Annotated in this window: 12 protein-coding genes and 1 other RNA gene; 5 read left to right on the top strand and 8 right to left on the bottom strand. The window is 32.6% G+C overall.

Annotation, left to right across the window (positions count from 1 at the left end; all coding sequences use genetic code 11):
* The first annotated feature begins 5 nt into the window (after positions 1-5).
* Together flgD and PF022_RS07565 are read left to right on the top strand one after the other, a co-directional pair.
* Positions 6-1211, top strand: a complete 1206-nt coding sequence (gene flgD, locus PF022_RS07570; RefSeq protein ID WP_271021017.1) for a flagellar hook assembly protein FlgD — start codon at positions 6-8, stop codon at positions 1209-1211.
* Positions 1212-1227: 16 nt separating this feature from the next.
* The gene (locus tag PF022_RS07565; RefSeq protein ID WP_271023401.1) at positions 1228-3504 is read left to right on the top strand and encodes a flagellar hook-basal body complex protein; all 2277 of its coding nucleotides are present in this window, start codon (positions 1228-1230) and stop codon (positions 3502-3504) included.
* 3 nt (positions 3505-3507) lie between these two features.
* On the opposite strand, the gene PF022_RS07560 is transcribed toward PF022_RS07565, so the two are convergent.
* The 6 genes from PF022_RS07560 to PF022_RS07535 are packed head-to-tail and all read right to left on the bottom strand — an operon-like array spanning position 3508 to position 8591.
* On the bottom strand, positions 3508-4566 hold the full coding sequence (locus PF022_RS07560) for a tyrosine-type recombinase/integrase (RefSeq protein ID WP_271023400.1): 1059 nt from the start codon (positions 4564-4566) through the stop codon (positions 3508-3510).
* A gap of 1 nt (position 4567) precedes the next feature.
* Positions 4568-5470, bottom strand: coding sequence for a DUF2156 domain-containing protein (locus tag PF022_RS07555; protein ID WP_271023399.1), 903 nt, complete (start codon positions 5468-5470; stop codon positions 4568-4570).
* Between the two features lie 40 nt (positions 5471-5510).
* A complete protein-coding gene (locus PF022_RS07550) occupies positions 5511-5762 on the bottom strand; it encodes a hypothetical protein (protein ID WP_271023397.1) in 252 nt (83 codons plus the stop codon).
* Positions 5746-6123 (bottom strand): flagellar export chaperone FliS, encoded by a 378-nt coding sequence (gene fliS, locus PF022_RS07545; protein WP_271021012.1) that lies wholly within the window; start codon positions 6121-6123, stop codon positions 5746-5748. Before fliS ends, PF022_RS07550 begins: the two co-directional genes overlap by 17 nt.
* 8 nt (positions 6124-6131) lie before the next feature.
* Positions 6132-8201: a flagellar filament capping protein FliD gene (gene fliD / locus PF022_RS07540; RefSeq protein WP_271023396.1), complete on the bottom strand. Its 2070-nt coding sequence runs from the start codon at positions 8199-8201 to the stop codon at positions 6132-6134.
* A gap of 15 nt (positions 8202-8216) precedes the next feature.
* Positions 8217-8591, bottom strand: a complete 375-nt coding sequence (locus PF022_RS07535) for a FlaG family protein (protein ID WP_271021010.1) — start codon at positions 8589-8591, stop codon at positions 8217-8219.
* Positions 8592-8749: 158 nt separating this feature from the next.
* Here PF022_RS07535 and PF022_RS07530 point away from each other — a divergent pair, with 158 nt between their 5' ends.
* Positions 8750-9211, top strand: coding sequence for an ankyrin repeat domain-containing protein (locus tag PF022_RS07530; protein WP_271023394.1), 462 nt, complete (start codon positions 8750-8752; stop codon positions 9209-9211).
* Positions 9212-9304: 93 nt separating this feature from the next.
* Positions 9305-10741, top strand: coding sequence for a catalase (locus PF022_RS07525; RefSeq protein WP_271023393.1), 1437 nt, complete (start codon positions 9305-9307; stop codon positions 10739-10741).
* Positions 10742-10812: 71 nt separating this feature from the next.
* Here the strand turns inward: PF022_RS07525 and hypE are convergent, their stop codons facing one another.
* Both hypE and rnpB read right to left on the bottom strand, forming a co-directional pair.
* Complete coding sequence (hypE, locus tag PF022_RS07520) at positions 10813-11817, bottom strand: hydrogenase expression/formation protein HypE (RefSeq protein ID WP_271023391.1); 1005 nt, start codon at positions 11815-11817, stop codon at positions 10813-10815.
* A gap of 18 nt (positions 11818-11835) precedes the next feature.
* An RNA gene (rnpB, locus tag PF022_RS07515) (RNase P RNA component class A) lies at positions 11836-12163 on the bottom strand.
* A gap of 189 nt (positions 12164-12352) precedes the next feature.
* Here rnpB and PF022_RS07510 point away from each other — a divergent pair.
* Positions 12353-13568, top strand: a 1216-nt coding sequence (locus PF022_RS07510) for a PDC sensor domain-containing protein (protein ID WP_271023389.1), incomplete at its 3' end; no start/stop codon positions are given.

The following is a 13568-nucleotide window of genomic DNA, read 5'->3' as shown; positions in this document are numbered from 1 at the left end:
TTATCATGGCAATTTCTGGTGTTAATAATTCACTTTATGGTTACAACCCATATGCAACAAATGCGTTTCAGGCTAGTCCTCTAAGCGATAAAATAACTAGAGATGATTCATCTAGTGGTGGTGGCACAAGTTCAGGTAATGGAACAAGCTCTGGAGGAAGCACTGGAAGCGGTGGTGGAACAAGCTCTGGTGGTGGAACAGGCAGTGGAGGAAATACTGGATCTGGAGGAAGCACTGGAAGCGGTGGTGGAACAAGCTCTGGTGGTGGAACAGGCAGTGGAGGAAATACTGGAAGCGGTGGCATAGTAGATCCATTTCCAGATAAGCCAACTAGTGGAAACAAAAATGAGCTAGATAATGAAGCCTTTATGAGACTATTTTTAGAGCAACTAAAAAACCAAGATCCAACTGCACCAATGGAGACACAAGATATCCTAACTCAAACAGCACAGCTAACGCAAGTTGAATCTCAAACAAAAATGAAAGAAGCCATGGAAGAGATGACTTCAGCTATGAAATCTATGCAAGAGACAAATGAAAAAACCATCGAAGCTCAAAACAAGCTGATAGAGACTCAACAAAAAATGCTAGAGACAATGGGGATCTTAGCAGGAAGTATCCAAGATAGCTCAATTATAGGTGGCTATAACACAGTTGGTATGATAGGAAATATAGCAGAAACTCCATTTACAGCATTAAAGGTTGAAAAAAATGAAGAAATTGAATTTGAACTATACTTTGATGAGCCAATAGATCCAACTAAAGGTTCTCCAAAAATAACTATTACAGATAAAGACAATAATGTTATAAAAGAAATTGACCTTGCCGCAAAAGATGAAGAAGGAAATTATATATATGCAGGTAAGTCTGGCTATGTGGAGTTTAAATGGGATACTACAAATAGTAGTGGAGCTTATGTAGGTAATGGAGATTATAATGTAAGGGCTGAATATAATCTAGATGATAAAACAAATAAATACAAAGAAACCCAACTTGGAAGAGGAGAGGTGCAAAGTATTTTATTTGAAGGTGGGGTACCCTATGTGAAGCTTGGAGATAAACTAACCGTGCCTATTATATATGTTACTTCATACTATAAAAAAACAGGCGAAGGAGTTGATTTGCCGGACTTGCCAAAACCAGATGAAAGTGGTGGTGGAACTGGAAGTGGAGGAGATTCGTCTACTGACAAAAAAAGAAGAATAGTCTAGCACATAAGGAGACACTATGATTGGATCACTATATAGCGGTATAAGTGGTATAAAAACACATCAATTTGGTATTGATGTAACATCAAACAATATTGCAAATGTTAATACGACTGGTTTTAGAGCAAATTCACCAGAATTTAAGAGTTTGTTTGCTACTAGCTTGGATTATATAAATGCAAATTCACCAATATCAAATGATTACAACTACGGAACAACAGTTGGTGCAAATCCAATTAACTCAAATGATGGCTCTTATGTTAGTGCTGACGGTCAGTTTAATGTAGCATATAGTGGAAAAGGTTGGTTTGTAGTTGGAACAAACAAAAATGGTACATTTGATGTAAAGAATCCAAACTATCAAAACCAACAAAATTACTTTACAAGAGATGGTTCTTTTAGCCTTGATGCTGAAGGGTATTTGGTAAATTCTAGTGGATTATACATGTATGGTATAAACTTAGGAAAAATAGGTGAAGATGGTGCATTAACAGGCACAAATAATCCAGCACAAGATTATGCAGGACTTGCTGGGTCAAACTTAGAACCACTAAGAATCCCAAAAGACTTATATTATAGACCAACTCTTACTACTGAAGTTGATTTGGCAGTGAATTTAAATAGGACAAAAAATCCAAAACCTATTACTTCAGCATTCAAAGATAAAGATGGAAACTTTGATATGCAAAAGTTTAGAGATTCTGATTTTGGTATTTTTATGGATGGAAGCGGAAAGCCAATAGATGCTAAAAACTTCAAAGATATAAAAATATCAATAGAGCAAGATGGTAAGGTAACAACACATGAATTTATCTATGGCGATACTGGTGAGAATGGATTTAAGACTGTAGGTGAGCTAATTGATAAAATAAAAGAAAAAACCGGACTTGATGTTGGACTAAAGTTAAACGATGAGGGAAATCCTGTTGATTGTTCGCTATATATTACAAATAATAGTATGCAAGATATGGAAATTGACATTAGTGGGAAGTTGGCAGACAAACTTGGAATTAGCGCTAAAGATAAGGACTTAAACTCATCATTTGCAAATTCTATTGAAAGCTTTGGCGAAGGCAAAGAATACAAAGATGGAGAATATGTAAAATATAATGGAATGATTTTTCAAAAAAATGGAGATGGGGTAAGTACTGGTAATCCATTAGAAGATGAGGGTGGGTGGAGTCTTGTTGATTCAAGTGCTGTGCCTAATTATGATAAAGACAAAGAATATAAAGAAAATGATTTAATAGTAATAGATGGAACAATCTATAAAAGAACTGCAGCAGAATTAGGAGTAGATGAAGAAGGTAATCCTCTCCCACCAAATGAAGATGCACAAGGCTGGGAAGCAGTAGGCGAGAGTGTAAGAGGTGAAATTCCTGCTTATGAAGAGGGGAAGAGCTATGATGAAAATAGCTATGTTTTACACAATGGTGTGCTATATAAAAAAATAAATGGTGCTGGTTCTACGAATCCTAGTGAGGATAAGAATGGTTGGAGAGCTATAAATGGAAATTCTATTAGTAGCACAAGCCTAAATGTGCCTTCATATACATCAAATACAGAGATTTTTAGCGATACTGGTGAGAAATTTATTTTAAAAAATGAATTTGTGCTAGTAGAGCAGGGAGATAAAGAAGCTGTGCCTCCAATACCAGAGAGATGGGAAGTTAAGACTGCTATTTATGATATGGAAGGCAAGGTTATGATAAGTGATGAAGTTCATACTAGTGAAATCACTTTTGATGCTGAAGGAAGACCTACTGCACCTGCTTTTGACATACCATTTTTAGAAGGGACTATAAATGTGGATCTAACACAAGCAGATGGCAAACCAACAACAAATCACGCATATACAGATTCAGCTATTAAAGCTGAGTGGCAAGATGGTACTGAAGCTGGGCTTATGAAAGATATAATTATAAATGATGATGGTGTGATTATTGTAAATTTTACCAATGGTAAAAATGAACCTATAGGTAGATTTGGACTTGCCGCCTTTGTAAATGATCAAGGATTAAGCAAGGTTGGTGGTAATTTATTTGAGATGAATGTAACTATAAGAAATGGACAGACGATTGTAGTTAGCGGACCACCACTTATGGCATGGAATGAAAATGGCTACGCAAATTTAAAATACGGAAAAGTAATGGATCATATGCTAGAGACAAGTAATGTAGATACTGGGACAGCATTAACGGATCTAATAGTTTATCAAAGAGGTTATCAGATGAGCTCTAAAGCTATCTCAACTGCAGATCAGTTAATGCAAGAGGCAATAGGACTTAAGAAATAATTTTTAGATTATTTCTGTTGTTGCTTTTAATTTATTTACATCAAAGTGAGTGTAGATTCTTGAAGTTTCTAAACTTGCATGTCCTAGTGCTTCTTGAACTAAAATTAGATCTTGGCTTTTTTGATACAGAAGTGTAGCAAAGGAATGTCTTAGCATATGTGCTCCATTTTTGTCCTTTCTTATACCGCTTGACATTAAAATGGTCTCTACAATTCTACTTACAAATGCTTGTGTAATTTTTTGACCTTTGTTGTTGCAAAATAGAAATTCACTCTCATCATTTCTTAGTTCTAACCACTCTTTTAAGTCATTGTATATATGTTCTTTTTTTATTAGAACCATTCTTTGTTTGTTTCCTTTGCCTCTTACTATTATTTTAAGAATATTGTCATTTTCTGGCATGATGTCTTTTGGTTTTAGATTCAAGGCTTCTCCGACACGAATCCCTGTGTATATTATGATTTTTAAAATAAGTCTATTTCTGCTATTGCTATATTTATGCTTGAAACTAAAAGTATTAATGCTATCTATAAATCTTTTTATTTCACTTTCATTCATGTATGCAGGTAGTTTGTTTCCGCTCTTTCCTCTTAGCCCATTCCAGTTTTTAAGCTCGATTTTAAATGTGTGAGAATTGCCATTATCGTCGCTATTTTGTTTATCTATGAATGAAAAAAAATTTATAAGTGCCATTCTGTGATTTTTCTTAGAAGCATCAGATAGTGAGCTTGTATGTATTGTTAGAAATTCTTTTAGTAATTCCTCATCTATATCTTTCATGCTTTCTAATTCTATGACCAATAAATAATCATATAACTTTATTAGGGGATTTATATAAGTATTAATTCCAATTATGCCAACATTGCGACATTTCTTGCATGCTAAAGATAGAGTTTCTATGTCTTTTATACCATTTCTAAAGATATTCATCACTTTTGATATTTCATTTTTATTATTTACTTGATGATTTGATAGACTATTTAGTTTGCTATATGTGTATTTTTCAATCCAAAACAATAATGTATCTTTGAAGTTATCTTTAAAATCAATGAAATATCCCATATTATACCTTTAGCACAGCATCAAATTTTTCTTGCAAATAGAGAGGGTTATATGATTGCTTGGCTTTTCTTAAGCCTTCAATCCCCAAATCTTCTTCTCTATTTACGAATTTGTAATTACTCCATTTATTGGCTAAAAACTCTCTGTTTATTGCTTGATATGCACCTTGATAGTCTATATTTGCCTTTTCTATATGAACTACTATTGTATCTTTATTTAATACTTCAGCGAAACTAAAAGCAATGATTTCTCCATCTACACGCAAGATTCCACCTGTAAATTTAAGAATTTCCATTTCTTTTAGAGATTCTATTATTCCTATGTATTCATTCTTTAATCCATCGCTTGCTGTATCGCTTATCTTGCCAAACCAATTTTTATACACTTCAATTACTTCATCTTTATTGCTTGAATTTATATCTTCGTATGTAAAGTTGTATCTTTCGTTGAATCTATTTATATGAGTTTTTTTCTTATGAAATTTCTTTCCTTTTAGTTCTATTAGCTCCTCTATTGAGTAAATATAATCGCTTCTATCCTCTCTAAAAGTGTATGAAAAAGTATTTGGAAGAATAGATTCTAACTCCTCTTTATCAACATTGCTTAAAGAATGTATGGAAAACACAAAACCTTTTGCATGGCATATTTCTATTAATTCTAAGATTGTTTTTTTGATTTTTTCTTTGTTGTTTTTTTTGTGTATAGGATAGAATATAAATGGAGTTTGATTTGGATATTGCGTCTTTATAACCAAGCAATCATTTAATATACAATAGCTTATATGCCTAGAATAATGCCACAGATAAAAATTTGTAAAGTTAATATCAGACACCAAAATCTCTTTGGTGTTTATAAATTCATTTATAATGTCTCTATCTTGTATGTCAAGTGGTTTCCATTGCATAATATACCTTTTTAAAAAAGATATATTTTATTATAGCTTATCAAAAAGAGATATTAAGCCTATGAGAAGTTTCTTGTTTTGGTAAGAATTGTTTGGTTTGTTTAAGCTTTCTCATTTCATTAGTTAGCTTATTTTTTTCTTCTTTTGCATAGCTGGTTATTTCTTCAAATATAGCCAACGCCTCAAACATTTCATCTCTAGTTTTAAGAGTTGGCAAATTATCTAACAATTCATTAATTTTATTGTCATTTTTATTTAAAAATGCTACTTTTAATTCATTGAGCCAATTCATGATTTACTTCCTTCCAAGCTTCCAATAACCCTTTGGTAACTTTAATTACTATGTCTATTTTCTCTTTATTGTTTTCCATATTTGCTTGGGTTAATAACTTTATTTGATGTGTATATAGCCCAGTTAAATAATGTGCTACCTGACCACCTTTTTCATAATCTAGTGAATTTAGTAATTCTACAAAAATGTCAGTAGTTCGATTTATATAATAGATTTTTTTCTCTATATCGCCAGAATCTATGCATCTCTTAGCCATTGAAGAGAATCTCAAAATCCCTTCATATAGCATTTCAACCAATCTGGCTGGAGATTCAACTGCAACAGAATTTTGTTGATATGAGTTATAAGCTGCACCATTCATTTTTTATCCTAGTTACTATTATTCATTTGATTTATCATATTTGCTACTGCATTTCCTGCTTGATTTGTCTTAGCTATCATCGTATCATATACAGACCACTTAGCAGCCATAATTTCATATCTACTATCTATATATGCTTGTGTAGAAGTTAGATCCTCTCGTAATGATTTTTGCTCATTTATTAAGTTTTGCTCTAAAATCTTTAAGGTAGAATTACTGCCACTAATTAACGAATCCATAGTGCTTTTTAGCTTTGTAAATACACCTTCTTTTTCTGTGTCTACACCATTTACTTTAACAGTTCCACCTCTAAAGAATTCTATTGCTTTATCGGGATCTTCTTTAAAAGCAGTCTCAAACTTGCTAGAATCTATAGATAAAGTCCCATTTTCATTCATTGTAATACCAAATTTCACAAGACTATTTTTATCGGCATCAGTAGAGTTTATAAGAGAATTTAGTTCCCTTGTAATACTTCTTACTTCGCTATTACCATTAAATACTCCAGCTACCTTTGTCTCTTCATCATATTTAGTTAGCTCTTGAATCTTTAGTATTAAAGCATTGTAATTCTCTACAAATGCCTTTGCTTCATCTAAAACTGCCTTATCATCTCTTGAGATTCTAACTGTTACTTCTTCGTCTTCTTTTGTTACATTTGTAAGCTCAAGTGTAAGACCAGATATTACATCATCAACCACATTTTTATCTCTTTCTACCTTTATACCATTATATGTAAAGATAGCATTTTGTGCATTTTGGATACTTGTTATATCCATTTTTTCTAGAAAACTTTGAGATGAAGTATAGTTACCACTGCTTAATCCAATTGACGATAATACTTTTGACTTTGCATCATCATCAGCACCTTCAGCAGCTACACGAATCGAGCTTCCATCTGTGGAATTTAGCACAAGCTTCCCATCTCTTACTTCTGCTTTTATCTTTGTGCTGTCTGTCTTTGCATTTATTGCATCTGCAATTTTTTGTGCATTATCCTTTCCATTTGAATCTTTTAATATCTCACCTAAATCAAACTTTTCTCCATTTAGAGTAAATACACCACTTAAACCAGTGTTTGTGCTAACAGGAGAACCAACAACCAAATCTCTACTTCCAGCTTCTTTTTTAGAGAAACCAAGGTCGGTATCAGTATCGCTAACACCTTCTGCACTTTGCACCTTGATATTTTCTGTGGTAATTTTAATAGGCCCGCCTTTAGCATCATTTAACATGAGTCCTTTGCCATCTTTATTTAAATCAATAGTAATTTCGCCACTGTCTATCTTTTTCTTTAGTTCAGAATTGTCTGGCTTTTCAAGCTCTTTGTTTATTGCTTCCATAACCGCACTTGCATTTTGTTCAGAAGTATTACCTAGCTTACTATTTATTTGAGACATATCTATATCTAATGTATGTCCGCCAATTTCTATTTTTAAATTACCGCTTTTGATATGTCCTCCGGGCATTGCTGCGCCTTCTAGAGTTGTTCCAAAGTATATCTTGTTGTCTTTACCAGTGTTTTTTGATTGTATCATTAGTTGATATGGCTCATCTCCGCCAGTTTTCATAATGACACCTAGAACTTCTCCGCCAGTTGCATCAGTAATGCTTTGTGCAACATCGCTTAAAGTAGCTCCCGCCTTTACATCTATATTGTATTCTGTACCATTGTGATAGAAATTTATAGTGGTATTATCATTACTAAAAACACTATCTCTTTCTTTGAATTTCAAGCCAACTTGATTTACATCATTTTGTGCTAGTTGCGATACATTAAGCTTTATATCTTGGACAGCTAATCCTTCTCCAGCAGTAGCTTTAACACCACTTCCTTCAACACTTGCTTGTCTTTTTTGGAATGTGCTGTAATCAGACAATGCCCTAAAGTTTGAATTTAGAGAGCTCATAAGTGACATTAAAGAAGTAAGCTCTGTTTGTTGTTGTAGATTGCTTTGTAACTTTGTTTGAATCGGTGTTAGTTGGTTTTTTATATCTAATTCTTTCATTTGATTTATGGTATCCCAAGTTAAAACACCACTACCAACACCCAATGAAGCTAATGAACCTAATGCCATAATGTCCTCCTAGTATTAAGCTTGTTTGTCAAAAATCATACCAACGACTTCTTTCATTTTTGCCATTAGTTCCATAGCTTCGTCGCTTGGTATTTTTCTTATTACTCTATTTGTATCTCTCTCACTAACTGTTACATACAAGCCTTCTATATCTTCATTAAAGCTAAATGTAACATTAGTGTTTAAAGGATTTAGCTCTTTATTTAGCTGTTGAGCTAATTCATTTAATTTTTTCTTTTGCTCTTCAATATCTTGCTTTTCTTTTAGCTCTTCCAACTCCGTTTGTTGAGCTTTAAGATTCGAAGTTTTAGCACTACTAGTATTATCATAGTTATTTGAAGCACTAGCAATATTTATTCCACTTTGAACATTTGTCTGTTTTACTTCCATAGCAATCTCCTTATTGTCTATATAAGCTGTATAGCTTTCATATCGGATATTTTACAAAAAAAATTATACAGATAATAAAAAAAATATTAAAATCCAAATTTATTAATAGCATTTTTGTATAATCAACTCTAAATAATGCTTGATTTTAAAGGAATAATATGAAATTGACACTAGAAGAAGAAAAAAAGTTAGAAGAACTACTCCAAAGCTCCTTTGATTTTGCAAGAAACAATGATATTGAATCTTTAAAAATACTTTTAGATTCTGGATTAAATGTAAATTTATCAAATCATAAAGGAAATACGCTGTTAATGTTAGCAGCTTACAACAATTCCATTGAATGTGCAAAGCTATTATTAGAGTGTGGAGCGGAGGTTGATAAAAGAAATGATAAAAATCAAACTCCTCTTGCTGGAGTTTGTTTTAAAGGTTATTATGATATGGCGAAACTACTAATAGAATATGGTGCTGATGTAGGTTCTGATAATGGTATGGGGCTTACTCCACTTAATTGTGCGATTATTTTTAGAAGAAAAGAAATAGCCACTCTATTGCTAAAACATAGTAATAAGAAGATGAGTTTTATGCAAAAAATGGGATTAAAATTACTATGCAAATAAGTTTTGAATGATTTGTTATTAATAAAATTTTTCTTTAAGTAAAAAATAGTAATAATTATCGCTTAATAATAATTTATTATTTAAGGATATACTATGAGTAAAAAACTTACAACCGCAACAGGCACGCCAATAGGTGACAACCAAAATTCAATCACAGCAGGAAAAAGAGGTCCTACACTTCTTCAAGATACTTGGCTACTAGAAAAGTTAGCACATTTTGATAGAGAAAGAATTCCAGAGCGTGTGGTTCATGCTAAAGGAAGTGCAGCTTATGGGGAACTAACAATCACAAATGACATTACGCAATATTCAAAAGCTAAGATTTTTGAAACAGTAGGAAAAAAGACAAAAGCATTTTTAAGATTCTCAACTGTGGCAGGCGAGAGAGGTGCAGCTGATGCGGAGAGAGATGTGCGAGGATTTGCGCTTAAACTCTATACAGAAGAGGGAAATTGGGATATAGTAGGAAATAATACTCCGGTATTCTTTATAAAAGACGCTATTAAATTCCCTGATTTTATCCATACACAAAAACGAGATCCAAAAACAAACCTAAGAAGTGCTACTGCTGCATGGGATTTTTGGAGTTTGCACCCAGAATCTTTGCATCAAGTAACAATTTTAATGAGTGATAGAGGAATTCCAAGAAGTTATAGAGAAATGCACGGATTTGGGAGCCATACTTATAGCTTTTTAAATGCTAAAAATGAGCGATTTTGGGTTAAATTCCACTTTAAGAGTATGCAAGGAATCCACAATCTAACAAATAAAGAAGCAGAAGAAATAATAGCACAAGATAGAGAATCTCATCAAAAAGATCTCTTTGAAAACATAGAAAAAGGTAATTTTCCAAAGTGGAGATTCTGTGTGCAAATAATGCCTGAAAAAGACGCAGAAACTTACAGATTTAACCCATTTGATCTTACAAAAGTATGGAGCCATAAAGATTATCCATTAATTGAAGTTGGTATCTTAGAGCTTAACAAAAATCCAGAAAACTATTTTGCAGAGGTAGAACAATCAGCATTCAATCCTGCAAATATAGTGCCGGGAGTTGGATATAGCCCTGATAAAATGCTCCAAGGAAGATTATTTAGTTATGGTGATACACAAAGATATAGACTTGGAATTAATCACTCTCAGCTCCCAGTAAATGCAAGTATAGCTCCTGTATCTACGACACATAGAGATGGTTATATGCAAATGGGTAAATTTGGTGGAGAGAGAAACTATAACCCAAGCTACTATAATGACTATAGTGAAGATTTAAATGCTATTGAGCCACCATTGCACATAAAAGAGGGTGATGTGATGATGAAATATAATCACAGAGAATACGAAGATGATTATTATGTGCAAGCAGGGGATTTATATCGCCTTATGAACGCAGAGCAAAAAGAAGCACTATGCCAAAACATCAAAGAAGCAATGGAGGGTGTGCCAGTAGAAATACAAAAGCGCCAACTAGAGCATTTTAAAAAAGCAGATGAAAATTACGGCAAGAGGGTAGCAGAACTTTTGGGTCTATAATTCTCCAAGCAATCATCTTGCTTGGAGAAGCTTTTGGGCTCTAGCAACCTTATTTTTTACCAGTTTATACCCTAGCAAATTCTAGGCAATAGTTCTCCGCTTGGATATTCTAAATATCTTCTTGCACCATACGAAGTTTTAAATATCACTTGTTTTTTGTTTTCATTAGTTGTTTGTCCTATGATTTGCGCATTTTGTCCCAACTTACTATTTCTTAGAATCTCTAGTGTTTTTAATTCATCTTTTTTACTTACGCATAACACACACATACCTTCATTAGCAAGATTGTATGCTTCAAAACCTAGCATTTCACATATGCCTCTTACTTCATTTTTTATAGGTAATTTTTCCTCATTAATTTCTATACCTACATTTGAGGAGTTTGCCCATTCATTTAGTACACTAGCTATTCCACCCCTAGTGGAATCTCTTAGCGCATAAATGTTTATATTTTCTGTAAATAAAGATTCGAGCATTGGATATAAGAATGCACAATCGCTTTGTAAATTGGAATTTATTTCTATTTCTTCTCTTTTTGAGAATATAACTGCTCCATGATCTCCTATTGTTCCACTTACAATAATTGAGCAATCACTCTGCAGTGAGAAAGCACTTAAATTTGGATATACAATCTCACCAATAGCAGTAGTAGTTATAAACATCTTATCTATTGTGCCTTTTGGCAACACTTTTGTATCGCCCGAAATTAATTTAACATTGCATTCTTTAATTGCAGCAGAAAAAGATATTACAATTTTCTCTAACTCTTCAAACAAGAAACCTTCTTCAATCATAAAGCTAGCTGTTATATATTGTGGCTTTGCACCCATCATTGATACATCATTACAGCTACCATAAATAGATAATTTACCTATATCGCCACCTTCAAAAAATATAGGAGATATTGTATATCCATCTGTGCTAACTGCAAGTTTTGAATTAGTTTCAAACACTCCAGCATCTTCTCCACCACATATAACCAAGTCTTGCAAATGTTTATAGAAAATATCGTTTATAAGTTTTTGAGACTCTACTCCACCACTACCATGAGATAATTGGACACTTTGCATTTTCATAACATTCCTAATAAAATAAAATTAGGTGTAGCTATAAGCCGAGTTCTGTTTTTGTGGTTATTTGTCTTGTTTTTATCTCACAATAAAAATCTAGCGAAGGATTCTAAAATTTGGGATTTTAACCATATCCTTCTTGCTGCAGATTGGGTTTGCACTGACAAAGATGTATTACTACACTTCCGGTAAGCTCTTACCTTACCATTTCACCCTTGCTAAATATGCTAAATAGCGGTTTAATTTCTGTTGCACTTTCCCTTAGATTGCTCTAGCCATTTGTTAAATGGAATCTTATCCCAAAGCAGCTCGGACTTTCCTCTTTATAAAAAGCAACCACTCGCTACACCTGTGTAATTTTATCCTAAAAAATAAAAAATAGTTTTTATTTATAGTATAATGTTTATCGAAAAATATTTTATTATTGTAAATATTTTCCTTTACAATTCATTGTGTTATTGATGTAAATCATAATATTCAAGATACACAATAGTTAAAGTTTTTTAGTAAATTTTTTATTTTTTTTTAGAAAGGATTACTAATGTTTAGGAATTTTAGTTTGGGCACAAAAATTATAGCCATAGTTAGCTTATCTATAATTTTTGGTATTTCCATATTAGTTGGATTTGTTATCTTTAGAACTTCGAATACATTAGAATTAGAAGCTGAAAAATTGCTAAATTCGGCTAGCAATAGGTATGCAAATGGAATACAAGCTATTTCGCAAAATGTTTATTCTGGTCTAATTTCATTACAAGGCAATGTAAAAGGAATGTATCAACTCCACGGTAAAGTCGATATTGAAGATTTAAGAATGTTCTTAGAAAATGTGTTAGATACTAACTCTTGGACTTCTTATGGTTACATACATATGGTTGATAGAAATAAATACTCTGATGGCAATCCACTTTATTATACAAAAAATGGTGATTTTATTATGGTTCTTTCAGATGCTAACCCTACTTCTAAAGGTGGAGTGAAAGCTGTAAATGCAGAACCTGCTATATTGAATTGGAATTCTGCCAAGAGAGCTTTACAAGATAAGCAAGAAAGTGCTGGAACCCCAAGAGATATACGCATTTCTGGCGATACAGTAGTTGGTTATACAGTAACAGTACCACTTTTTGATAACAAAGACAAAGTAATAGGATTTGTAGGTGTTGTTGTTAGAATAGATTTACTAAGAGATGAGTTAAATCACCCTTCAAAATCTTTGTATAAAAATGACCAAAGATTATTGATAGCAGACAATGGTTTAATTGCCTCAAGTCCAAAGTCAGAATTTATTGGAAAAATAATATCAGAAGTAAATCCTCATCCTAGTTCTAGCAAAATAGTAGAGATGCAAAAAAATAAAGAAAATGGAATATTTACATTCGTTCCAGCTAGTACTGGAGAAAAGAACATAGCACAACTTTTTAATTTTGATCTATGGGAGAATTCTTCTCAACATTGGAGCATGGTTATAATAGCACCAGAAACTTCTGTTTCCAAACCTTTGTATGATCTAGTATACACTATATTAATTGTATCTGTTGCCATATTATTAGCGGTTATAATCATAATTTATTTTTATGTTAAATATGGAATAAGTGATAGATTATTTAGATTGCAAAATACATTATTTGATTTTTTTAAGTATGTTAATCATGAAACTAAAAATGTTTCATTAAGTAAAGATATAACATCTAATGATGAATTTGGTTCTATGGCTAAAGCCATAAATGATAATATACAAAGAACTCAAAATGCTCTAA

Source organism: Helicobacter sp. WB40 (genome assembly GCF_027859275.1).
GTDB lineage: Bacteria > Campylobacterota > Campylobacteria > Campylobacterales > Helicobacteraceae > Helicobacter_D > Helicobacter_D ibis.
Note: the sequence above shows the minus strand (reverse complement) of the source record. Positions and strands in the feature narration are given on the sequence as shown.

Excerpts from the sequence above, each read along its gene's own strand:
- PF022_RS07555 (WP_271023399.1), bottom strand. The coding sequence starts at position 5,470 with ATGCAATGGAAACCACTTGACATACAAGATAGAGACATTATAAATGAA.
- PF022_RS07565 (WP_271023401.1), top strand. The coding sequence starts at position 1,228 with ATGATTGGATCACTATATAGCGGTATAAGTGGTATAAAAACACATCAA.
- PF022_RS07525 (WP_271023393.1), top strand. The coding sequence starts at position 9,305 with ATGAGTAAAAAACTTACAACCGCAACAGGCACGCCAATAGGTGACAAC.
- PF022_RS07560 (WP_271023400.1), bottom strand. The coding sequence starts at position 4,566 with ATGGGATATTTCATTGATTTTAAAGATAACTTCAAAGATACATTATTG.
- PF022_RS07535 (WP_271021010.1), bottom strand. The coding sequence starts at position 8,591 with ATGGAAGTAAAACAGACAAATGTTCAAAGTGGAATAAATATTGCTAGT.
- PF022_RS07550 (WP_271023397.1), bottom strand. The coding sequence starts at position 5,762 with ATGAATTGGCTCAATGAATTAAAAGTAGCATTTTTAAATAAAAATGAC.
- hypE (WP_271023391.1), bottom strand. The coding sequence starts at position 11,817 with ATGAAAATGCAAAGTGTCCAATTATCTCATGGTAGTGGTGGAGTAGAG.
- fliD (WP_271023396.1), bottom strand. The coding sequence starts at position 8,201 with ATGGCATTAGGTTCATTAGCTTCATTGGGTGTTGGTAGTGGTGTTTTA.
- flgD (WP_271021017.1), top strand. The coding sequence starts at position 6 with ATGGCAATTTCTGGTGTTAATAATTCACTTTATGGTTACAACCCATAT.
- fliS (WP_271021012.1), bottom strand. The coding sequence starts at position 6,123 with ATGAATGGTGCAGCTTATAACTCATATCAACAAAATTCTGTTGCAGTT.
- PF022_RS07530 (WP_271023394.1), top strand. The coding sequence starts at position 8,750 with ATGAAATTGACACTAGAAGAAGAAAAAAAGTTAGAAGAACTACTCCAA.